Here is a 20,415-nt window from a genome sequence, read left to right as displayed (position 1 = left end):
GGTCACCGGGAAGGGGGGAGCCTGTTGCGTCCAGTGATCCCGGGGGGCCGTGACGCCCGCGATCTCCGCCCTCTGCTCGTGGACCTCCCGTCCGTCGAGTCCGCGCGCCCCTCCCCCATGTCCGCCGACCGCGGCTTCTTCGGCTCCCGTCCCTTCAGCCGGGCCGGCGACCTCCTGGCCCGGCAGGGCGGCGCCCCGGTGGACCGGCGCCTGCCATGACCGGCGGCGCGCCTCCCGTCGTGCTCGCGGTGGACTCCGGCGGTTCGGGGCTGCGCGCGGTGCTGGCCCGGGGCTCCGAGGAGGTCGGCGAGCCGGTCGCGTCGGGGGAACCGGTGCGGACCGGCGCGAGGGGCATCGACGCCGGACACCTGTGGGAGCAGTTGCTGCCCATGGCGCGGCGGTTGCTCGACGACGCCGGATGTGACCGCCCCGCCGCGGTGGCCGTCGGGGCCGCGGGGTTCGCGACGCTCGGTGATCAGTTGCGCGCCGAGCTGCCGGCGGCGCTGACGCGCGAGTGGGGTGTGCGCCGGATCGCGCTGGTGGCCGACGCGGTCGCCGCCTACACCGGCGCCCTCGGTGTGCGGCCGGGTGCGGTGATCGCCGCCGGTACGGGACTGATCGCGATCGGTACGGACCTGGTGAGCTGGCGTCGGGCGGACGGCTGGGGGCATCTGCTCGGCGACTGCGGCGGCGGGGCGTGGATCGGGCGGGCGGGGCTGGAGGCGGCGCTGCGGGCGTACGACGGGCGCAGCGGTGGTTCGGCCCCTCTGCTGGCGCGCGCCGAGGAGTCGTTCGGCCCGTTGGAGGGTCTTCCCGGCCTGCTCTACCCGAGGCCCGACCGTCCGGCCGTGCTCGCGTCCTTCGCCCCCGACGTGGCCGCCTGCGCCGGGGACGACCCTGTGGCGGCGGGCATCCTGCGTGAGGCGGCCCGGCACATGGCCGATGCGGCGGCTGCCGTCTGTCCGGTCTCGGGCGAGCCCCGAGTGGCGCTGACCGGGGGCCTGTTCCGGCTGGGCGACCCACTTCTCGCCCCTCTGGCGGCGGAGTTGGCGGAGCGGCTGCCGCAGGCGCGGCGGGTGTCCTCGGAAGGGGATCCGCTGATCGGCGCCGTGCGTATCGCGGCCGGTCTGGCGGCCGGCGGGACCGGGTTGCCGTACGACGAGCGGATGTTGTACGCGGCGACCGAAGAATAGCACCTGAAACAGGAAGCAATCCGGCCTGTCGGACAAGCATCAACGTGCCCACCCAAGAGCACTGCTCAGCAGATAAATGCGGTATCGCTCGGGCCGATCGGCACGTAACTCATCAGACAAATCCGGACGGATACCGCTCACCTGCACCCTCCCCGAACAGGGGAGCCCAAGAAGCCAGTAACATGCGACGCCATGAGTTCCCCCACTGGGCCCGCGTCCGGCCTGCCAGTACGAATGCCGCGACCCCGCCAGCCCGGGCGGCACCGCCGCCCCGAGCCGCTGGCGGCTCCCGAGGGCGCGCCCGCGCTCGTCCTCGCGGTGCCGGGCGCACCCAGCGCCGCCACGCGCAGCCTCGCCGAGGAGGTCGTGAGCATCGCCCGCTCCGAGCTGCCCGGCCTCGACGCCCGTATCGGTTACGTCGACGGTGGCACCGACGAGTTCCCCACGCTGCAGTCGGTCCTCGCGCACGCCGCCGAGGAGCGCACCGCCCGTTACGAGCAGGCCCGCGCCGCCGGCCTCGACGTCAAGGAACCGGACGGCCCCGTCGCCGTCGTCGTGCCCCTGCTGGCCGGTCCGGACAGCGCGACGCTGCGCCAGGTCCGCCAGGCCGTCATGGAGAGCCGCATCGCGGCCGAGCTGACCGACGTCCTCGGCCCGCACCCGCTGCTCGCCGAGGCGCTGCACGTGCGCCTGTCCGAGGCCGGTCTGGCCCGCGCCGACCGGGCCCGGCTGTTTACCGTCGCCACCGCCGCGGACGGCATCGTCCTCGCCTCCGTGGGCGGCGAGGAGGCCGTGCAGGCCGCCGGAATCACGGGCATGCTGCTGGCGGCGCGGCTCGCCGTGCCGGTGATGGCCGCCGCCCTCGACCAGGAGGGCTCGATCACCTCCGTGGCCGAGCAGCTGCGCGCCTCGGGCTCGCAGCAGTTGGCGCTCGCGCCGTACCTCATAGGGCCGGAGATCGACGCCGGGCTGATCGAGGAGGCCGCGAAGGAGGCGGGCTGCTCCGCCGCCGAGGCGCTCGGCCCCTACCCGGCGATCGGCAAGCTGGCGCTCGGCAAGTACACGACGGCACTCGGTATCGCGCCGCAGCAGCCGCAGGGCATGCCGGTCCGCTGACTCCGGAGCACCCGATCCGGACCACGCCCGTACGGCCGAGGGCCCGCTCCTCTCGCAGGAGCGGGCCCTCGGCCGTACGTGTGCCGGCGTCCGTGTCGATCAGGCACCCAGGACCACGCAGGAGGCCGCGGGCGCGACGATCGAGCCGCCGGGTGCCGGTACGCCCGTGTCCGGGTCGACCGTGAACCAGGTGATGTCGCCGGAGTGTTCGCTGGCGGCGTACGCGAGGGCGCGCGGCCAGTGGCCGCCGCAGGGCACGGTCGTGACCAGTCGCAGCCCCACGCCCTCGACAGCGAGTACGGAGAGCACGTCCGTGCCGCGTGTGGCCGTCCACACGAAGCGGCCGTCGGTCGACACGACGACGCCCCAGGGGTACGCGTCGCCCCGCGGGGCGTCCGGAAGCACCGGCGCCTCTCCGGCGGCTCCAGCAGCCCGTCAAAGGCGCTCCAGCGGCACACGGTGACCGTGCGGGCCATGATAGGTCTAGACCAAAACTCGCACAGGGTACCGGAAGCGCCCTGCGGGCCCCGGCGGTGCCGCCCTCCGTGGCGCCCGGGACGGCGAGAGGTCGTGTCGGCGCCTACGAACCGGCCCAACGGGAACCGGGAGGCGTCCCGAGCGGCATCGCCAGCTCCGAGAGCGCCTTCTCCAGGTTGCGCAGATGCAGATGGGCCTTCCCGGTCTCGGCCTGACAGGAATCGTGCGGACCTGCGACAGCCGCCCGCCTATCGCGGAGCGTCAGCGCCTCCACGGCGGCCTTCACCCGCCAGCAGGCGGCGACCAGGGAGGCCTCGTGCGACCTGGCCGGCACGGCGGTGGCGGAGACCAGGGCACGCACCTCGTTGACGCAGTCGTCGAGCAGTTGAAGGGCCTGACGGGCGCGCTCCTTGCGAGCGCGGAACGGGTTCAGCGGGTGCACCAGCGGAGCGAGTGCCACCCGCGCCCGGCCGAACAACAGATCCAACTCGGCGGCGTGGGGCGTCGGATCGGCCTCGGGGTCACCTTCCAACCGGGCGGCCGTGGCGGTGGTGGCGGCGTGCACGCAGTGCAGGGTCCGCCGGATCCAGGCGTCGTTCGTCGCGTGCGTCGTGACCGGCAGTACGAGGACCACGGCCAGCATGGCGAACACCGCGCCCACGCCCGTCTCCACGAGACGCAGGGCGAGCAGGCCGGCATCCAGCACGCCCAGCAGTCCGTAGAGGAGGCTGACCATGACGGTCACCGCCAGGATCATCCAGGAGTACGAGACGGCCGCCGTGTAGAAGATGCCGAAGACGCAGAGCGCGACCAGCGCGGCCGACGGCCCGGGGGCCCCGTTCAGCGGGATGGCGACGAGAACACCGACCGCGACGCCGACCACGGTGCCCAGGACGCGGCGGAAACCGCGGACCAGGGTCTCGCCCCGGGACGTGGTGTTGGCGAAGATCCACCAGGCGGTGCCGACAGCCCAGTACCAACGGTCCTCGGAGAACGCCTGCCCGGCGAGGAGCGCGAGGGAGCAGGCCACCGCCGCCTGGCAGGCCTGCCGGGTGGTGGGCCGCGCCAGCCCCGTGCGGGGCAACTCGGCGGGGACCGCCAGGGGCGGGACACCGCGTTCGATGGGCCACAGGACGAAGCGCACCACGCCGGCCACCAGCAGCGCGAGCGCCATGGCGGCGTACAACTCGGGCAGTTGGGCGGGGACGGTGCGGAGGAACTGCGTGACGAAGAAGCTCATGAACGCGAAGATCCCGAGCGCCTGACCGCGTGCTCCCCAGCGGCGGGCGTAGACCCCGCAGAACACAGTGACCACGAACGCGACGTCGCGGGCGACTGTGACGCCGTGCAGGGTGGCGGCCAGCGCCAGGACCGGGAACCCGGCCACGGGCAGCAGCGCGGTGGTGATCCGCTGGGCGCCCACGGTCGGGTCGGTGACGGTGAACAGGGCGAGGAGCGCCGCCAGCCCCCCGGTGATCGACGCGGGGAGCGAGAAGCCGCCCAGTTCGGAGGCTGTCACCGCGACGCCGACACCGATGACGGCGCGGGTCGAGTTCCGCAGCCTCAGGCGCCCCGGATCAGGTGCTGTGAACATCCTCTTCATGGCCGTGTGCCGTCCCCTTGCCGTGGTGCGCGCCACCCCCCACGGCGGTCCGGGATGCCAGTTGGCCGGCGGGCACAGCGAAGGCGTCGCGCTCCGGACCGGCTACGTCGCCGTCCGGCACCACGCGGCGCCGCAGTACGTGTATACGACAGAGATAAGCATCTCTGGCCCAATGGTTCAACAGCCACCTCTCCGACTGCACCATTGGCACATCTCTGAAGAGTGGCAGCCGAGGGCTGGCAGGCCAATGGATCATCGCGCTCCGGCCGGCCCTGGATAGGCTGACCCCATGAGTGTCACAGGGCCCTGGAGACGAGCGCGTCAGGCGGACCGGTCGACGGCGGTCGCCGTCGGGGTGGGTGACGTGCTGCTGTGCAGTGTGCTCTGCCTGACGATGATCGGCGCCACGCCCTTCTTCGAGCCCACCACGAGGGAGCAGGAAACCGCGGCCTGGCAGGCCACGGTCCCGCTCTTCGGTGTCTGGCTCGTGGGCGGGCTGATGCTGTTCGGCGTGCTGGGCATGCCCCGGACGGCGCTGAGCCACCTGCTGGCCATGCTCCTACCGCCCACCGTGCTCGTCTTGCTCTCGGTGGTCGTGACGGCCTGAGAGGTCATGGCCCGGTTCCATCAAGAACACATCAACCATGTGTACGGTCACGCGGCGCCGCGCAGGACCGCGCGCAGGTGTTCGGCGCTGGCCCACACGTCCTCGACGGGCCCCTTCTCCTTGGGTTCCCCGGTCAGGATGGTGTCCTGTTCCAGGACGTACCAGCCGTCGTAGCCGCGGGCGGTGAGGTCGGTGACGATCGACCGGACGTCCACGTCCCCCGCGCCGAGCGGGCGGTACATGCCCTTGCGTACGGCCTCGGTGTAGGCGAGGCGGCCGGACTGGACCTTGGCGGCGAGGGAGGCGTCCACGTCCTTCATATGGGTGTGGGCGATCCGCTCGGGGGCCTGGCGGGTGAGCTCGGCGGGGTCGGTGCCGCCGATGAGCAGGTGGCCGGTGTCGAGGCAGAGCGAGATCGCCGAGTGCTCCAGGACGCGCAGGACCTCGTCGCCGTTCTCGATCATCGTGCCGACGTGCGGGTGCAGGACGGCCCGTACGCCGCGTTCGGCGGCCAGGGAGGCGAGCCGGTCGAGGTGGGACAGCAGCAGCTTCCAGCCGCCGGCGTCGAGTTCCGGGCGGGAGTCATAGCCGTCCCGGCCGGTGACGGCCGACAGGACGAGGACCTCCGCGTTCGAGGCCGCGTAGCTCTCCAGGAGCTGTTCGACCTCCGGGAGCGGGTCGTGGCCGGGCACGTGCAGCAGGAGCGGGGTGAAGCCGCCGACCGCGTGGAGGTCGTGGTGGGCGAGGACCTGGGCCATGGCGTCCGGCTCGCCGGGCAGGAAGCCCTCGGGGCCGATCTCGGTGGCGGCCAGGCCGACCTCCCGCATCTCGTTCAGCACACGCTCGGGGGTCAGCTGGTGGCCCCAGCCGGGCACTTCGCACACGCCCCAGGAGATGGGCGCGCCGGCGATCCTGTTCAGGGACGGGGGTGGGGTGGTCATGCCGTGGCCTTTCGGCTGCCGATCAACAACTTCACGGGCGCCAACGCTAGGTCCACGCCTGGTGTTACTGAAGCCCCTCGGATCCATCATTTCGCCGTCATCGACGACATCATTTCTCCCCGGAAGGCCGTCAGGGCCGCGGCCGAGTGAGGATGACTCGGCCGGTGTGCGGTTCGGTGGGCCATCCGTACTGTTTTCATGATGACTGAATGGCTGAGGGAGGCCGGCGGACCATGGCTGTGGACGAACTCGACACGCGCATTCTGCGGCTGCTTCTGGAGCAGCCGAGGACCAGTGTGCGGGAGTACGCCCGGGTGCTCGGCGTCGCACGGGGCACGCTGCAGGCGCGGCTCGACCGGATGGAGCGGGACGGCGTGATCACGGGTACGGGTCCGTCGCTCTCCCCCGCTGCTCTCGGCCACCCGGTGCTCGCCTTCGTGCACATCGAGGTGACTCAGGGACACCTCGACGACGTGGGGGACGCGTTGGCGGCCGTGCCGGAGATCATCGAGGCGTTCTCGATCACGGGCGGCGGGGATCTTCTGACGCGGGTCGTGGCCCGGGACAACGCGCATCTGGAGGATGTCATCCAGGCGCTGATCAGCCTGCCGGGCGTGGTGCGCACCCGTACGGAGGTGGCGCTCAGGGAGCGGGTGCCGTACCGGCTGTCGCCGCTGGTCGAGTCGATCGGCTCGGCGGCGGGCGGGCAGGCGAGGAACTGACCGGTGGCATCCTGGCGTTCATGAGCACTGTCCGGCGCGCACCCGCGCGGTGCCGGTGCCGCCGTCCCGCCGGGGCACGGGACGCGGGGGTGACCGCGGGCCCGGACAAGCCGTTCCCCCCTCACCAGCGAGGCCCTCGTCAAGGCCCAGCCCGATGTGATCCTCATGATGGGCGAGGGGTTGGAATCGGTGGGCGGCGTCGACGGGCTCGTGGACATCCCGGTGATCCGGGAGACGCCGGCCGGGATGGATTGACGGGTGAAGGACCTGGCGGACGGGGTAATGATCGGCATCGGGCCTCGGCCGCCGTTGGTGATCGACATCCTGGTGGAGCGATTGCATCAGAGGTGACGGTGGGTAGGGACGGCCGACCGTGGGCACGTCGCCCCGGCCGGCCCCTGCCCGTCCCGACCTCAGGGGTCGTGCCCCTTCCGCCCCCGCGATATCACTCGGGTGGGTGGGGTTGTCCGGCGCTTACCGGTTGAGTGAGGGCTGGCCGTCCGGTTCCCCGCGCCCCTTCGGCCCGCCTGGCCGTCTCCGCCCGAACGCTCGGGCATCGACATCACGTGTCGAAGTCGACCGCCAGTGTCTCGGAGACCGGGTACGACTGGCAGGTCAGGACGTAGCCCGTGGCGACCTCGGCCGGTTCGAGGGCGAAGTTGCGGCGCATGTCGGCCCTGCCGTCGGTGACGAGGGCCCGGCAGGTACCGCAGACGCCTCCCTTACAGGCGAAGGGGACATCGGGGCGGGTGCGCTGGGCGCTGTCGAGGATGCTCCGCTCGCGGGAGAAGGCGGCGGTGGTGGAGCGGCCGTCGAGGGTGACGGTGACCTCGCTGAGGGGTCCCTCGGCGGCGGCCTCCTCGTGCCGCGCCTCCCGTACGGGTTCGTCGTCGGCGTGGAACAGTTCCTGGTGGACGCGGTCGGGCGGCACGCCGAGTCCGGCCAGGACCCGCTGGGCGTCGCGGACCATGCCGTGCGGGCCGCACAGCCACCAGTGGTCCGCCGTGCCGACATCGACCAGGGAGTCGACGAGCGCCGAGAGCCGTCCGGCGTCGAGGCGGCCCGAGAGCACCTCGGCCTCGCGGGGTTCACGGGACAGGACGTGGGCGAGCTGGAAGCGGGCCGGATACAGGTCCTTCAGGTCGGCCAGTTCGTCGGCGAACATCACCGTCCCGCTGCGGCGGTTGCCGTAGAAGAGGGTCACGGTCGATCGGGGGTCCGCGGCCAGCACGGACTCGGCGATGGAGACCATGGGAGTGATGCCGGAGCCCGCCGCGATCAGCACATGGTGGCCGGGGGTGCCGAGGTCGGGGGTGAAGCAGCCGGTGGGGGCCATGACTTCGACCGTGTCGCCAGGCCGTAGGTCGTGGACGAGCCAGGAGGAGAACAGCCCTCCCGGCACCGCCCGCACCCCGATGCGCGGCGCCGAACCAGCGGGCGAGCAGATCGAGTACGACCGCCGCTCGTCCCGCCCCTCGGTCTCCCGCCGCAAGGTCAGCGACTGGCCCGGCGCGAACGCGAACTCCTCCGCCAGCCCCGGCGGGATCTCGAACCCGACAGCCACCGCGTCCTCGCAGAGCGGCTCCACGGCGACGACACGGAGATGGTGGAAGGCGGGACGGCGGCGGGTGCGCGGGCGCACCGCCGTGGCCGTCGTTTCTTCCGTGAAACCTTCCATCAGATCTCCTTGACGTACTCGAACGGCTCGCGGCAGGTGCGGCAGCGCCACAGGGACTTGCAGGACGTGGCGGCGAAGCGGGAGGTCTCCTCGGTGTCGGCCGACGCGCACCGGGGGCAGGGGACCGTGCGGCGGGTGGGTGACAGCAGGAGGGGGACGGGCCCTCGGGGGGCCGCCGCGGGTGGGGCGATGCCGTGTTCGGTGAGTTTGCGTCGGCCGGTGTCGGTGATCCAGTCGGTGGTCCACGGCGGGTACAGGACCGTGCGGATCTCCACCCGCTCATATCCGGCTGCCCGCAGTCGCGCGGCCACGTCGGCGCGCATCTCGGCCATGGCCGGGCAGCCCGAATAGGTCGGGGTCAGGCTCGCGACCACCGTGCCGTCCTCGGTCAGCTCCACGTCCCGCAGGACGCCGAGGTCGGCGAGGGTCAGCATGGGCAGTTCGGGGTCCGGCACCTGCTCGGCGATGTGCCGGGCGCGCCGCGCGCCGGTCAGGGTGGTCACCATGTCGCCCCCGGGTGGGCGCGGGCCACGCTCTGCAACTCGGCGAGCAGCGGCGCGAGATGTTCGCCGTGGTCGCCGGCGCGGCCCGCGCCCGCCAGCGGCCGGTACACCGGCATGGGCAGCCCGGCCGCCTCGGTGACCTGGCGCAGCACGGCGGCGACCGCCTCCCGTACGTCACAGGCGGTGAACAACTCGCCGAAGTACGGGGCCACTTGCTCCATCGCCTTGCGCATCCGCCGGTGCGACCGAGGCGTGCCGTCGCCCAGCCGCACGGCCCACTCGGCGGCGTACTGCCGGTGGTACGTCAGCTCCTTGACCCCCTTCGCGGCGATCGCGGCCAGGACCGGGTCGGGATGGTCGACGAGCCGTTCGAAGTGGGCGAGGCGCCAGCTGGACAGGACGAGGAGCCGCACGATGGAGAACGCGAAGTCGCCGATCGGGAGTTCGGCGAGGCGTACGTTGCGGAAGTCGTCGGCGTCCCGGAAATAGGCGTACGCGTCCTCGCCGCGTCCCGTGCCGTCGACCTGGCCGGCGCGGGAGTACAGCAGACGGGCCTGGCCGAGGAGATCGAGGCCGATGTTGGCGAGGGCGACCTCCTCCTCCAGTTCGGGGGCGCGGGTGGTCCACTCGGCGAGGCGCTGGGCGCTGACCAGGGCGTCGTCGGCGAGGGCGACGCAGTCCGCGGCGAGCCGGGCGGTGTCGACGCCCTCGGGCACGGCGGTGTCGACACCGTGCAGAGGGTCCTCGAAGCCGGTGCCGTACGCCCACCGGGCGTCGTCCTCGTGTCCCTCGGCGAGGGTCAGGTAGACGTGGTCGTCACTCATGCCCTGCTCCTCAGATGTGCGGGACGTCGTCGGGGATGTCGTAGAAGGTGGGGTGGCGGTACACCTTGTCGGCGCTGGGCTCGAAGAACGGGTCCTTCTCGTCGCGGGTGGAGGCGGCGATGTGCGCGGAGCGCACCACCCAGATCGAGACGCCCTCGTTGCGGCGGGTGTACAGGTCGCGGGCGTGGGTGAGGGCCATGGTGTCGTCGGCGGCGTGCAGCGAGCCCACGTGGACGTGGTTCAGCCCGCGCTTGCCGCGCACGAAGACCTCGTACAGCGGCCAGTCGCCCTTGTTCGTGCCGGTCATGCCGCCGTCCCCTTCCGGGCTCGCTCGCTCTGCCGGGCCGCGTGGGCGGTGGCCGCCTCGCGGACCCAGGCGCCTTCCTCGTGGGCCGTCCTGCGCCGCTCCATCCGCTGTGCGTTGCACGGCCCGTCGCCGGTGATCACGCGCTTCAGCTCGTCCCAGTCGGGGGTGCCGAAGTCGTGGCGGCCTCGCTCCTCGTTCCAGCGCAGCTCCGGGTCGGGCAGGGTGACGCCCAGCTTCTCGGCCTGCGGGACGGTCATGTCGACGAACCGCTGCCGCAGTTCGTCGTTGGAGTGCCGCTTGATCTTCCAGGCCATGGACCGCGCGGAGTTGGGCGAGGCGTCGTCGGGCGGGCCGAACATCATCAGTGACGGCCACCACCAGCGGTTCACCGCGTCCTGGACCATCTCGCGCTGTTCGGCGGTGCCGCGCATCATCGTCAGCAGCAGTTCGTAGCCCTGGCGCTGGTGGAACGACTCCTCCTTGCAGATCCGCACCATCGCGCGCGCGTAGGGTCCGTACGAACTCCGGCACAGCGGGACCTGGTTGCAGATCGCCGCGCCGTCCACGAACCAGCCGATGACGCCCACGTCGGCGAAGCTCGCCGTCGGGTAGTTGAAGATCGACGAGTACTTCTGACGGCCCTCGATCAGCCGCCGGGTCAGGTCCGCGCGGTCGGCGCCGAGGGTCTCCGCCGCCGAGTACAGATACAGCCCGTGGCCCGCCTCGTCCTGGACCTTGGCGAAGAGGATCGCCTTGCGGCGCAGCGAGGGCGCCCGGGTGATCCACTCGCCCTCCGGCTGCATGCCGACGATCTCGGAGTGCGCGTGCTGCGCGATCTGCCGGACGAGGGTCTTGCGGTAGCCCTCGGGCATCCAGTCGCGCGGCTCGATCCGCTGGTTCCGCGCGATCGTCGCGTCGAAGTGCTCCTGGAGCGCGTCCGGGGTGTCCTCGGGGTCCTGGGACGGCGCCCCGGCGGAGTCTGTCGTCGTCATCGATACCAGCTTCCCAACCGACCATTCGTTCGGTATCAGTGTGCCGCGATGGGCGCGGACGGGCAAGACCCCGGACGGCCGGTAGGCATCGCGACGACTTCTCGGCAGGGGGTGGCGCGTCTGGACCACTGGGCCGTGACGCACGGTAACCGAATGTTGCTCGCCACAGGTCGACCAGATGTCGAGGGGCCACCGCGGGGACGCGGGGAGCCGCGCCACCGGCCGCGGCGAAGGTGGTCGCGGCGGGTGTGTGGGGGTTTCCGTGACCAGCCCCCGATCCCCGGGCCGACGCTTCAGCAGCCGGGCCGGCGCGGCAGAGCGGCCCGGCAGGTACAAGTCCGTCGAGCGTCTCCTCGATCCGCAACCGCGGCGGGTGCCGCGGCCCCGCCTGTGCCGCGCCGCCCGCAGCTCGCAGCCCGAATCTCCGGTGCGCCGGTTCGCACACCTCTGCGATCATCCCGGAATGGAGCAGAGTCTCGCATCGCTGGTCATCCGGCACACCCACCGCCTTCCCGTCCCCAAGGGGTCCGCCGGCGAAAGCACCGCCGCCGTACGGCAGTTCGACGTGGCGTTGCTGTCCGTGGGCTTCAAGCTCTCGACGGAGCTGATGGAGCGGCTGTCGGGGCTGTCCACGGCCGCGGTCGCGCACACGGCCTCGCGGACGCTGCGCACCGTGCGTGAGATGGTGGGCGACCACGTCCGGCACAACTCCTACTTCATCGACTTCCCCGCGAACGTGCCGGACACCGAGGAGTTCTGGACGCGGTGCGTGGCGAAGGCTCTCGGCGACGACAGTGCGCGCGAGAACGTGCTCACGCAGCTGGCCCACGGAGTGCTGGACCTGCTCAGCCTCCCCACGTACGGCCGGTACCAGCACACCTACGAGGAGCTGCTCGCGGCGCAGGACGAGCTGATCGCCTCGGCGGGCGACCGGGTGACCGTGCTGCACCTCGGCGCCGACCTGGACGGCGAACTCACGGCGCTCTACCTGGCTCTGGCCGGCAGCACCACCCCGCTGGGCGAGGACGGCCTGCGGGACCTCAAGACCCTCGCCGAGCGGTGCGCGCCCGGCCCCCAGCCGGAGGCGATCCCGGTCCGGGAGAACCGGGCGGTCGTCAACAGGGCCCGCCTCGACGTCGGCGCGGACCTTCTGCTGGACACCGTCACCGATGTGCTGCGGCTGGCCTGCGCGCTGTCGGGCGGTGACGTGACGCTGCAGGAGCCGACCCGGTTCCGGGCGATGTCGCGGCCGGTACGCCGGGCGCTGCTCGCGGGCCTGGACGGCGTGGTCGCGGCGAACCCCGCCAAGCTCGCCGATGTGCACACGTACCGGGAGCCGTTCAAGCGGCTGGGCGAGCGCCTGCACCCGCACGAGTACCCCCGGTGGCCGCACGCCGCCGACGTGTTCGCCGTCGCCCGGGGCGAGAAGGAGGCCCGGTCCTTCGACAGCCTGGTCGAGAAGCTGCTCGACGAGTTCGACGTGCTCGGCGCGGTGAAGCTGCTGCGGTCCGCTCCCGGCAAGCTGTTCCGCGCCCTGGACCTCCTGCTGCGCGTCGCCGCCGACCAGGAGGAGCGGGACGCGGTGGTGGCCGCCGCGGTGGAGGTCGCTCCCGAGGTCTCCGGCCGGGTCGTGCTGTCGGTGCGCGAGCACTTCCACAACCGGGAGCGGGAGAGCGACGAGCCCCGCGTCTTCGTCAACCGCCGGGGCCGCGCCTGGGTGGCCCCCGACTTCCGGCCGCCGGTACCGGCCCCCGACCGCGACCGACTGATCGCAGCCCTCGACTCCGAGCTGCGCCGTCGGCTCCCTGCGCCGGGCCGACTGCTGCTCGACCCCGACATCCTCGACGTGGCGCTCCCGCTCAGCGGCCGGGCGACCGCGGCCGGGCTCGGCGTACTGCCGCGAGGATCGGTCTCGGCGGTCGACGGCGAGCGGCTGCGCTTCTTCGTGTACTGGAAGGAGAACGAGGACCGGACCGACTACGACCTCTCGGCGCTGCTTCTCCACAGCGACTACAGCACCGACTCCTGGCTCTCCTACACGTCCCTCACCGCCCTCGGGGGCCGGCACTCGGGCGATGTCACCGAGGCGCCCGAGGGGGCCTCGGAGTTCATCGACCTGTCCCTGGACCGGGTGCGCAGCTCGTTCATCGTCCCGCAGGTCAACATCTACGCGGGCGAGGGCTTCGAGGAGGTCGAGGAGTCGTTCTTCGGGTTCATGGTGCGCGACGGCGAGCACAAGGGCCGGCCGTTCGAGCCGCGCACGGTGCGGATGAAGTCGGAGCTGCGCGGGGTGGGCCGCGTGGCACTGCCACTGGTGTTCCGGCGCGGGGACGACGGCCGGTGGCGCGCGAAGTGGCTGCACCTGTATCTGAGGGGCATCTCATCGGCCAACCGGGTCGAGGAGAACCAGGTGTCGGTGTCCAAGGTGGTGCGCGCCCTCGTGGAGCGGGAGCAGCTGACGGTGGGGTATCTGATCGACCTCATGTCCGGTGACACCACGGCCCTGGACCTGTGGGACGGCGAGGCGGTCCCGGACGAGCCCGTCACGTACATCGGCCTCGAACGTCCCGAGGGGCTGCACCCGGACTCCCGGGTCATCACCCTCGAAAATCTGCGCGACCTGATCCCGGGCTGAGTGCTAGCGTTGCCCACGGCGAGGCCATGAAGGGGCTTCCTTCTCAACTCCTTCCTGAAACGAGTTCCTTCGCTTTCCTCGCCGTCGGCTTCGAACCGGGCGGCGCCCCACGGCGCCTCCCGGTTCACTTCGCTCCGGGCGGCGCCCGCGCTCAGCGCGCGAGCGCCGCCCGAGCCGTTTCCACGGCCTGTTCCGCGTAACCCCGCCCGAACAGCACGGCGTGGACCAGCAGCGGGAAGAGCTGGTGGAGGCCGACGCGTTCGGTCCAACCGTCGGCCAGGGGCGCGGCCTCCTGGTACCCGGCGAGCACCAGGTCCAGGTGGGGGCAGCCGAAGAGGTCCAGCATCGCCAGGTCGGTCTCGCGGTGGCCGCCGTGTGCGGCCGGGTCGATGAGCCAGGCGTGGCCGTCGGCGCCCCACAGGACGTTGCCGTTCCACAGGTCGCCGTGCAGCCGGGCGGGCGGCTCGGCGGGGCCCGCGAGGTCCGGCAGCCGCGCGCAGACGTCCTCGACCACGGCCGCCTCGGCCGGGCGGATCGTGCCGTCGTCGACCGCGCGGCGCAGATAGGGCAGCACCCGGTGTTCGGCGTACCAGGCCGGCCAGTCGGTGCCGGGGACGTTCCGCATGGGCGCGCGCCCGATGTACGCCTCCTTCGGGCCGCCGGGCGGCGGGGCGCCGAAGGCCGGCGCGCCGGTGGCGTGCACGGCGGCCAGGGCACCCCCCAGCCGGGTCGCCGCCGTTGCACTCGGTGCCCCCTGCGCCACCCGGTCGATCACCAGGCGGCCCCCGTCGTGGCCGTACACCGCCGGGACGCGGACCGCGTCGGCCTCGGCGAGCCAGCGCAACCCGGCCGCCTCGGCCTGTGCCGCGCCGGGGCCGTCGCCGAGCTTGACGACCACGACCCTGCCGTCGTCGAGGGTCACTTCGGCGAGCGTCCCGGACATCCGGCGTTCCCCGGTCGCCGGGCGGCCGGTGAGCCGGGCCGCCAGGGCGCCGGGTGCCGTGCTGTCGGCCACGGCGAACCACCTCCAGATTGCGTGTTCTCAGCCGCCGGACAGGCTTCCCCGCGTCCCCCGTGTGATGCCGGTGAAATCCGCGGCCCATGACTCGACATGGGTCCGCGACGCCTCGCAGCCCGGCCGATCATTCAGACTCCCGAAGTCGGCTCATGCATATGAACATGAGCGCTCCCTTGTAGCGCAATCGCGAGTTCGTCGCGCCGTGGAGCGGCCAAACCGTCTCGACCCCGGGCGCCCGGACCAGCGGCACGGCGATACCGCTGCCCGTGCTCGTGACCACGGGATCGCCCTTCGAGGCGGGAATCGTCGGGGCCGCCGACACGCTCCCCTTTCCCATCGCCCACCTGCCGGCAGGACCGCTGGTGGACCGATGGGACCACCGCCGGATCCTGCTGATCAGCGAACTCGTCGCGGCACGACACCGGCCACCGTCCCGATCGCCGTCGGGGGCGGACACGCTCACGGTCGGCATGCCGCCGGCCTCCCTCGGCGTCGGCCGCCTGCTCACGACCGTTGGCCCCACCGGCCGCGTCTTCATACCGACCGCCGTGTCGCTCGCCGCCGCCGTCAGCCCGGCCGTACGGCATGCGCCGTCGCGCCCCGCGCAGGAGAAGGCGGCCTGACCCCGTCACGCCGGGGTCACGGTTTGGAGGTCTCGGATTCGAGGGACGTGCGCGTCGCTTCACCGTAGACGCCCGGCTCGTCGGCGAGGACGACTCGGGTGAGCTGGTAGCCGCGGACGGCTCTTTCGACGTCGCGGTCGTAGTGGCCGTCGACGGGGCCGTTGTAGAGGTTGGTCTGACGTAGGCGGAGTTGGAGTTCGGTGACTTCTGGTCCGGTGTCGCCGAGGCTGAGGACGGGGGGCTGGGCGTCGGGCGGGGCGGGGGCTGCCGTGCCGGTGGTGCCGCTGTTGGAGGGGGTCCTGGTCGGGGTGGTGGGGTCGGTCGGGGTGGGCCCGGTTTCGGTCGGGGTGATGGCCGGAAAGGTGGAGGCGGCCCCGGAGGGCGGTGGCGAGGACGCCGGGCCGGACGGGGTGGCCGAGGACGAGGGGGTCGCGTCGGGTGCCGCTTCCGGGAGGCCCGCTCGGACATCGCCGGGGGCGGAGCCGTCTCGCGAGGGTGCCTCGTACGAGAACAGGCCGCCGATGACTCCTCCGGTGACCAGGACGGCCGCCGCCGCGGCCCCCACTCCCGCGGCCAGCGCCGCTCGGCGCCGCCGTCGCGGGCCCGCCGGCGCGCTGCCGAGGGGAGATCGTCCGCCGGCATGGGGGCGGGTGGGCGCGCCGCCGTGCGGCTCGACAGGAGGCAGGGGCACCTCGCCCTCCTCCACGGGACTCGGACGCTGCGGGCCGTCGGGATCCGCCGTGTCGTCGCCGACGTTCACGAACGGGCGTATGCGGACCGGGTCGAAGTCCTCCGCGGCCTCAGCCTGCGCCGTTCGGGTGTCGCGGTGGGCATCCGACGCGAGACGGCCACAGGAACAGGCCGGGGTGCCGTCCGCCGCCCGGGGCGTGTCGCACTGGGGGCAGGCAGGGGCTGTCGGTTCACTCACGCGTGGTCCCTCTTCGGCGGCTTCAGAGCTTCAACAGATCTTCTACACGGAATCCACAAGATTTGCTTGAAGCTCGAACCAAGACATCCCCGCAGGGGCGAAAAGCAGCCACCCGGAGGGCAACCCTCCTACGGCAAGGGCGAGTTCGTTTTCATCAGGTCTTCACATGGCGGGGCTGGTACGCGACCCGGTGTCGGCATGTCATGCCTCTGACATCAACCTCGTGCGCCGGAGCGGAAGGAACCGACCTGGACTCCCCGTCACCGCTCACGACCGTGGCGGACCTCACCACGTACATCCTCACCGCCGGCCAGTAGTCGGCGCAGGGCCGACCGCCCGCCCGTCCCGCGGGATGTCCTCCGGATGCCCCGCAGGACGGGCAACTGGTCCCGACACAGCCTGGCCCGCTCGCCGCCGCCCGCGATCAGGGCGTTGACCGACGCCATCGGGTCGCCGCCCACCGACCGTGCCGCCAACGCCCCCAGCACCAGCGGAAGCAGTGCCACCGCGAGGGCCGAACCGGTGGCGACGGCCGCGGCGGTGACGTTCCGCAGGGGGCGCGGGTGCGAGGTGTGCGTGTCCATGACGCCAGTGCACCAGCGGGCCGGGGTGCGGGGTACCTGACCGGATACTCAATCGCTCCGCCCACGTACTCAGGCCGCCGCGACGGCTCTCCGCTCCCCTGCCTCCCGATGGATCGGCGTCCTGCAACCGGTCAGCGGTACGCCCGTACCGCCGCGCCGGGTCGCCACGATCTCCGCCGCGATGGACAGGGCGGTCTCCTCGGGCGTACGGGCGCCGAGGGTCCGTCGGTCACGGCGCCGCCCGCCGGGCCTCAGGCGACCTCGACGAGAAGGTCGCCGCCCTCCACCTGCTGGATCTTGTTGATGGCCAGGCGGGAGACGCGTCCGGCCTTCGCGACGGTGATGGTGGCCTCCATCTTCATCGCCTCGATGGTGGCGACCGTGGCGCCGGCCGCGACCTCGTCGCCCTCGGCGACGGCGAGGGTGACCACGCCGGCGAACGGGGCGGCGACATGGCCCGGGTTGGAGCGATCGGCCTTCTCGGTGACAGGAACGTCGGAGGAGGCGGACAGGTCTCGGATCTGGATCGGGCGCAGCTGGCCGTTGAGCGTGGCCATCACCGTGCGCATACCGCGTTCGTCGGCCTCACCGACGGCCTCCAGGCCGATGAGGAGGCGCACGCCGGGCTCCAGGTCGACGGCGTACTCCTCGCCGGGGCCGAGGCCGTAGAAGAAGTCCTTGCTGTCGAGGACGCTGGTGTCGCCGTACGTCTGACGGTGGGTGTCGAACTCGCGGGTCGGGCCGGGGAAGAGCAGCCGGTTGAGGGTGGCCCGCCGGTCCTTCTCCAGTCCGGTCCGGTCCTCGGCGGTGAGGTCCCGCACGGGCTTGGCGTCGGCGCGGCCCTGCAGGGCCTTGCTGCGGAAGGGCTCGGGCCAGCCGCCGGGCGGCGTGCCCAGCTCGCCGCGCAGGAAGCCGATGACGGAGTCGGGGATGTCGAACCGGTCCGGTGTCGCCTCGAACTCCTCGGGGGCCACGCCGGCGCCGACGAGGTGCAGGGCGAGGTCGCCCACCACCTTGGAGGAGGGGGTGACCTTGACCAGGTGGCCGAGGATGCGGTCGGCGGCGGTGTACATCGCCTCGATGTCCTCGAAGCGGTCGCCGAGACCGAGGGCCACCGCCTGGGTGCGCAGGTTGGAGAGTTGACCGCCGGGGATCTCGTGGTCGTAGACACGGCCGGTCGGTGAGGCGAGGCCCGCCTCGAAGGGGGCGTAGATCCGGCGGACGCTCTCCCAGTAGGGCTCCAGGTCGCCGACGGCCTTCAGGTCGAGGCCGGTGGGCCGGTCGGAGTGGTCGGTCGCGGCCACGATCGCCGACAGCGACGGCTGCGACGTCGTGCCCGCCATGGACGCCACGGCTCCGTCGACGGCGTCGGCGCCGGCCTGGATCGCGGCGAGGTAGGTGGCGAGCTGGCCGCCTGCCGTGTCATGGGTGTGGATGTGCACGGGCAGGTCGAACTCACGGCGCAGCGCCGACACGAGCTTCGTGGCGGCGGGGGCACGTAGCAGTCCCGCCATGTCCTTGACGGCCAGGACGTGGGCGCCCGCCTCGACGATCCGCTCGGCCAGTCGAAGGTAGTAGTCGAGGGTGTAGAGACGCTCGGCGGGATCGGACAGGTCGGAGGTGTAGCAGAGGGCGACCTCGGCGACGGCCGTTCCGGTGGCCCGTACGGCGTCGATGGCGGGCCTCATCTGGCCCACGTCGTTGAGCGCGTCGAAGATCCGGAAAATGTCGATGCCGGTTTCGGTGGCCTCCTGGACGAAGGCGTCGGTCACCTCGGTCGGGTACGGGGTGTAGCCCACGGTGTTGCGGCCTCGCAGGAGCATCTGGAGGCAGATGTTCGGCGCGGCGGCACGGAACGCGGCCAGCCGCTCCCAGGGGTCCTCGGCGAGGAAGCGCAGGGCGACGTCGTAGGTGGCGCCGCCCCAGCACTCCAGGGAGAGCAGCTGCGGCAGGGTCCGCGCCACCACGGGGGCGACGGCGAGCATGTCCTTCGTACGGACCCGGGTGGCGAGCAGCGACTGGTGGGCGTCGCGGAAGGTGGTGTCGGTGACGCCGATGGTGGGCGACTCGCGGAGCCAGCGGGCGAAGCCCTCCGGGCCGAGTTCGACGAGCTTCTGCCTGGAACCGGCCGGGGGTTCCGTGACGGTGGGCCTCGGCAGTTTGGTGGCCGCGTCGATGAGGGCGGGCCGTTCGCCGTGCGGCTTGTTCACCGTCACGTCGGCCAGATAGGTGAGCAGCTTGGTGCCCCGGTCGGCGGAGTGGCGGGAGGTGAGCAGGTGCGGGCGCTGCTCGATGAACGACGTGGTGACCTGTCCCGCCTGGAAGTCCCGGTCGTCGAGGACGGCCTGGAGGAACGGGATGTTGGTGGCGACGCCGCGGATGCGGAACTCGGCGACCGCGCGCCGGGCCCGGTTGACGGCGGTGGTGAAGTCGCGGCCCCGGCAGGTGAGTTTCACGAGCATCGAGTCGAAGTGGGCGCTGATCTCCGTACCGGCGTGGGTGGTTCCGCCGTCGAGACGGATGCCGGAGCCGCCGGGCGAGCGGTAGGCGCTGATACGGCCGGTGTCGGGGCGGAAACCGTTGGCGGGGTCCTCGGTGGTGATACGGCACTGGAGTGCGGCGCCGCGCAGGCTGACGGTCTCCTGGGAGAGCCCGAGGTCGGCGAGGCTCGCCCCGGCGGCGATCCTGAGCTGGGACTGCACGAGGTCGACGTCGGTGACCTCCTCGGTCACCGTGTGCTCGACCTGGATGCGGGGGTTCATCTCGATGAAGACGTGGTTGCCGTCGCGGTCGAGAAGGAACTCGACGGTGCCCGCGTTGCGGTAGCCGATCTCCCGGGCGAACCGTACCGCGTCGGCGCAGATCCGGTCGCGCAGGGCCGGATCGAGGTTCGGGGCGGGCGCCAGCTCGATGACCTTCTGGTGGCGGCGCTGGACGGAACAGTCGCGTTCGAAGAGGTGGATGACGTCGCCGTGGCCGTCGGCGAGGATCTGCACCTCGATGTGGCGGGGTTCGACGACTGCCTTCTCCAGGAAGACGGTGGGGTCGCCGAACGCGGAGGCGGCCTCCCGGGAGGCCGCCTCGATGGCCTCGCGCAGCGCGGCGGGCTCCGCGACGCGGCGCATACCGCGTCCGCCGCCGCCGGCGACCGCCTTCACGAACACGGGGAAGCCGATGCCGTCGGCCGCGCGGACCAGTTCGTCCACGTCGGTGGAGGGCTCCGAGGAGCCGAGGACCGGTACGCCGGCGGCGCGGGCTGCGGCCACCGCGCGGGCCTTGTTGCCCGTCAGCTCCAGGATGTGCGCGCTCGGCCCGACGAACGTGATGCCCGCCTCCTCGCAGGCCCGGGCCAGCTCGGGGTTCTCGGACAGGAAGCCGTAGCCCGGGTAGACGGCGTCGGCGCCCGCCAGCCGGGCGGCGCGCATGACCTCGTCGACCGAGAGGTAGGCCCGCACGGGGTGCCCCGGTTCGCCGATCTCATAGGCTTCGTCGGCCTTGAGCCGGTGCAGCGAGTTGCGGTCCTCGTGGGGGAAGACGGCGACGGTCCGCGCGCCCACTTCGTAGCCGGCGCGGAACGCGCGGATCGCGATCTCGCCACGGTTGGCGACCAGTACCTTGCGGAGCATTCCCGATCCCTTCGGCCTGCGGGTGAGAGTCACCATGG

General features: G+C 72.3%; 17 protein-coding genes and 3 pseudogenes. 7 read left to right on the top strand and 13 right to left on the bottom strand.

Translation table 11 applies throughout. The features are described 5' to 3' along the window. Positions 1-45: 45 nt before the first annotated feature. The 3 genes and pseudogenes from WBG99_RS32530 to WBG99_RS32520 form a co-directional block, all read left to right on the top strand. Positions 46-219, top strand: a pseudogene (locus WBG99_RS32530) (uracil-DNA glycosylase); the annotation flags it as partial. Continuing rightward, complete coding sequence (locus tag WBG99_RS32525; protein ID WP_338899774.1) at positions 216-1,193, top strand: BadF/BadG/BcrA/BcrD ATPase family protein; 978 nt, start codon at positions 216-218, stop codon at positions 1,191-1,193. The pseudogene WBG99_RS32530 and the gene WBG99_RS32525, both read left to right, overlap by 4 nt. Positions 1,194-1,385: 192 nt before the next feature. Beyond that, on the top strand, positions 1,386-2,309 hold the full coding sequence (locus WBG99_RS32520) for a hypothetical protein (RefSeq protein ID WP_338899772.1): 924 nt from the start codon (positions 1,386-1,388) through the stop codon (positions 2,307-2,309). 99 nt (positions 2,310-2,408) lie between these two features. Here the strand turns inward: WBG99_RS32520 and WBG99_RS32515 are convergent. After that, positions 2,409-2,776 (bottom strand): annotated as a pseudogene (locus WBG99_RS32515) (beta-propeller fold lactonase family protein); the annotation flags it as partial. 113 nt (positions 2,777-2,889) lie between these two features. Next, positions 2,890-4,380: an FUSC family protein gene (locus WBG99_RS32510; RefSeq protein WP_338899771.1), complete on the bottom strand. Its 1,491-nt coding sequence runs from the start codon at positions 4,378-4,380 to the stop codon at positions 2,890-2,892. Positions 4,381-4,678: 298 nt separating this feature from the next. Between WBG99_RS32510 and WBG99_RS32505 the strand changes: the two genes are divergently transcribed. Further along, on the top strand, positions 4,679-4,996 hold the full coding sequence (locus tag WBG99_RS32505; RefSeq protein ID WP_338899770.1) for a hypothetical protein: 318 nt from the start codon (positions 4,679-4,681) through the stop codon (positions 4,994-4,996). Positions 4,997-5,043: 47 nt separating this feature from the next. On the opposite strand, the gene WBG99_RS32500 is transcribed toward WBG99_RS32505, so the two are convergent. Beyond that, positions 5,044-5,937 carry a sugar phosphate isomerase/epimerase gene (locus tag WBG99_RS32500; protein WP_338899769.1) on the bottom strand — a complete coding sequence of 298 codons (894 nt, stop codon included), beginning with the start codon at positions 5,935-5,937 and terminating at the stop codon, positions 5,044-5,046. A gap of 233 nt (positions 5,938-6,170) precedes the next feature. Here WBG99_RS32500 and WBG99_RS32495 point away from each other — a divergent pair, with 233 nt between their 5' ends. Beyond that, positions 6,171-6,659 (top strand): Lrp/AsnC family transcriptional regulator, encoded by a 489-nt coding sequence (locus WBG99_RS32495; RefSeq protein WP_338899768.1) that lies wholly within the window; start codon positions 6,171-6,173, stop codon positions 6,657-6,659. 562 nt (positions 6,660-7,221) lie between these two features. Here WBG99_RS32495 and paaE read toward each other — a convergent pair. From paaE to paaA, 5 genes are read right to left on the bottom strand one after another with little or no spacing between them, the layout of a single operon-like run. Then, on the bottom strand, positions 7,222-8,337 hold the full coding sequence (gene paaE / locus WBG99_RS32490) for a 1,2-phenylacetyl-CoA epoxidase subunit PaaE (RefSeq protein ID WP_338899767.1): 1,116 nt from the start codon (positions 8,335-8,337) through the stop codon (positions 7,222-7,224). Next, entirely contained in the window at positions 8,337-8,843 is a 507-nt protein-coding gene (paaD, locus tag WBG99_RS32485) for a 1,2-phenylacetyl-CoA epoxidase subunit PaaD (protein ID WP_338899766.1), read from the bottom strand. Before paaD ends, paaE begins: the two co-directional genes overlap by 1 nt. Continuing rightward, the gene (gene paaC, locus WBG99_RS32480) at positions 8,837-9,664 is read right to left on the bottom strand and encodes a 1,2-phenylacetyl-CoA epoxidase subunit PaaC (protein WP_338899764.1); all 828 of its coding nucleotides are present in this window, start codon (positions 9,662-9,664) and stop codon (positions 8,837-8,839) included. The genes paaD and paaC overlap by 7 nt, the downstream gene beginning before the upstream one ends. Before the next feature lie 10 nt (positions 9,665-9,674). Beyond that, positions 9,675-9,971 (bottom strand): 1,2-phenylacetyl-CoA epoxidase subunit PaaB, encoded by a 297-nt coding sequence (gene paaB / locus WBG99_RS32475; RefSeq protein WP_338899763.1) that lies wholly within the window; start codon positions 9,969-9,971, stop codon positions 9,675-9,677. Then, positions 9,968-10,963, bottom strand: coding sequence for a 1,2-phenylacetyl-CoA epoxidase subunit PaaA (gene paaA / locus WBG99_RS32470; RefSeq protein WP_338899762.1), 996 nt, complete (start codon positions 10,961-10,963; stop codon positions 9,968-9,970). The genes paaB and paaA overlap by 4 nt, the downstream gene beginning before the upstream one ends. Before the next feature lie 463 nt (positions 10,964-11,426). On the opposite strand from paaA, the gene WBG99_RS32465 reads away from it, so the two are divergent. Further along, on the top strand, positions 11,427-13,598 hold the full coding sequence (locus WBG99_RS32465; protein ID WP_338899761.1) for a TerD family protein: 2,172 nt from the start codon (positions 11,427-11,429) through the stop codon (positions 13,596-13,598). Between the two features lie 151 nt (positions 13,599-13,749). On the opposite strand, the gene WBG99_RS32460 is transcribed toward WBG99_RS32465, so the two are convergent. After that, entirely contained in the window at positions 13,750-14,613 is an 864-nt protein-coding gene (locus tag WBG99_RS32460; protein WP_338899759.1) for a fructosamine kinase family protein, read from the bottom strand. A gap of 269 nt (positions 14,614-14,882) precedes the next feature. Between WBG99_RS32460 and WBG99_RS32455 the strand changes: the two genes are divergently transcribed. Further along, entirely contained in the window at positions 14,883-15,239 is a 357-nt protein-coding gene (locus WBG99_RS32455; RefSeq protein ID WP_338899758.1) for a hypothetical protein, read from the top strand. A gap of 16 nt (positions 15,240-15,255) precedes the next feature. On the opposite strand, the gene WBG99_RS32450 is transcribed toward WBG99_RS32455, so the two are convergent. The 4 genes and pseudogenes from WBG99_RS32450 to WBG99_RS32435 all read right to left on the bottom strand — a co-directional run bounded on the left by WBG99_RS32450 (position 15,256) and on the right by WBG99_RS32435 (position 20,377). Further along, positions 15,256-16,167: a peptidoglycan-binding domain-containing protein gene (locus WBG99_RS32450; RefSeq protein WP_338899757.1), complete on the bottom strand. Its 912-nt coding sequence runs from the start codon at positions 16,165-16,167 to the stop codon at positions 15,256-15,258. Between the two features lie 260 nt (positions 16,168-16,427). Next, positions 16,428-16,751 carry a hypothetical protein gene (locus tag WBG99_RS32445; RefSeq protein WP_338899756.1) on the bottom strand — a complete coding sequence of 108 codons (324 nt, stop codon included), beginning with the start codon at positions 16,749-16,751 and terminating at the stop codon, positions 16,428-16,430. Positions 16,752-16,820: 69 nt separating this feature from the next. Next, positions 16,821-16,970: pseudogene (locus tag WBG99_RS32440) on the bottom strand (XdhC/CoxI family protein); the annotation flags it as partial. A 32-nt stretch (positions 16,971-17,002) separates the two neighbouring features. Next, positions 17,003-20,377: a pyruvate carboxylase gene (locus WBG99_RS32435; RefSeq protein ID WP_338899755.1), complete on the bottom strand. Its 3,375-nt coding sequence runs from the start codon at positions 20,375-20,377 to the stop codon at positions 17,003-17,005. Between the last annotated feature and the right edge of the window lie 38 nt (positions 20,378-20,415).

This window comes from Streptomyces sp. TG1A-60 (assembly GCF_037201975.1).
Classification (GTDB): Bacteria; Actinomycetota; Actinomycetes; order Streptomycetales; family Streptomycetaceae; genus Streptomyces.
Note: the sequence above shows the minus strand (reverse complement) of the source record. Positions and strands in the feature narration are given on the sequence as shown.

Coding starts and splice junctions, on each gene's coding strand:
- WBG99_RS32510 (WP_338899771.1), bottom strand. CDS start 4,380: ATGTTCACAGCACCTGATCCGGGGCGCCTGAGGCTGCGGAACTCGACC.
- WBG99_RS32520 (WP_338899772.1), top strand. CDS start 1,386: ATGAGTTCCCCCACTGGGCCCGCGTCCGGCCTGCCAGTACGAATGCCG.
- WBG99_RS32435 (WP_338899755.1), bottom strand. CDS start 20,377: ATGCTCCGCAAGGTACTGGTCGCCAACCGTGGCGAGATCGCGATCCGC.
- paaA (WP_338899762.1), bottom strand. CDS start 10,963: ATGACGACGACAGACTCCGCCGGGGCGCCGTCCCAGGACCCCGAGGAC.
- paaD (WP_338899766.1), bottom strand. CDS start 8,843: ATGGTGACCACCCTGACCGGCGCGCGGCGCGCCCGGCACATCGCCGAG.
- paaE (WP_338899767.1), bottom strand. CDS start 8,337: ATGGAAGGTTTCACGGAAGAAACGACGGCCACGGCGGTGCGCCCGCGC.
- paaC (WP_338899764.1), bottom strand. CDS start 9,664: ATGAGTGACGACCACGTCTACCTGACCCTCGCCGAGGGACACGAGGAC.
- WBG99_RS32505 (WP_338899770.1), top strand. CDS start 4,679: ATGAGTGTCACAGGGCCCTGGAGACGAGCGCGTCAGGCGGACCGGTCG.
- WBG99_RS32465 (WP_338899761.1), top strand. CDS start 11,427: ATGGAGCAGAGTCTCGCATCGCTGGTCATCCGGCACACCCACCGCCTT.
- WBG99_RS32525 (WP_338899774.1), top strand. CDS start 216: ATGACCGGCGGCGCGCCTCCCGTCGTGCTCGCGGTGGACTCCGGCGGT.
- WBG99_RS32495 (WP_338899768.1), top strand. CDS start 6,171: ATGGCTGTGGACGAACTCGACACGCGCATTCTGCGGCTGCTTCTGGAG.
- paaB (WP_338899763.1), bottom strand. CDS start 9,971: ATGACCGGCACGAACAAGGGCGACTGGCCGCTGTACGAGGTCTTCGTG.
- WBG99_RS32445 (WP_338899756.1), bottom strand. CDS start 16,751: ATGGACACGCACACCTCGCACCCGCGCCCCCTGCGGAACGTCACCGCC.
- WBG99_RS32500 (WP_338899769.1), bottom strand. CDS start 5,937: ATGACCACCCCACCCCCGTCCCTGAACAGGATCGCCGGCGCGCCCATC.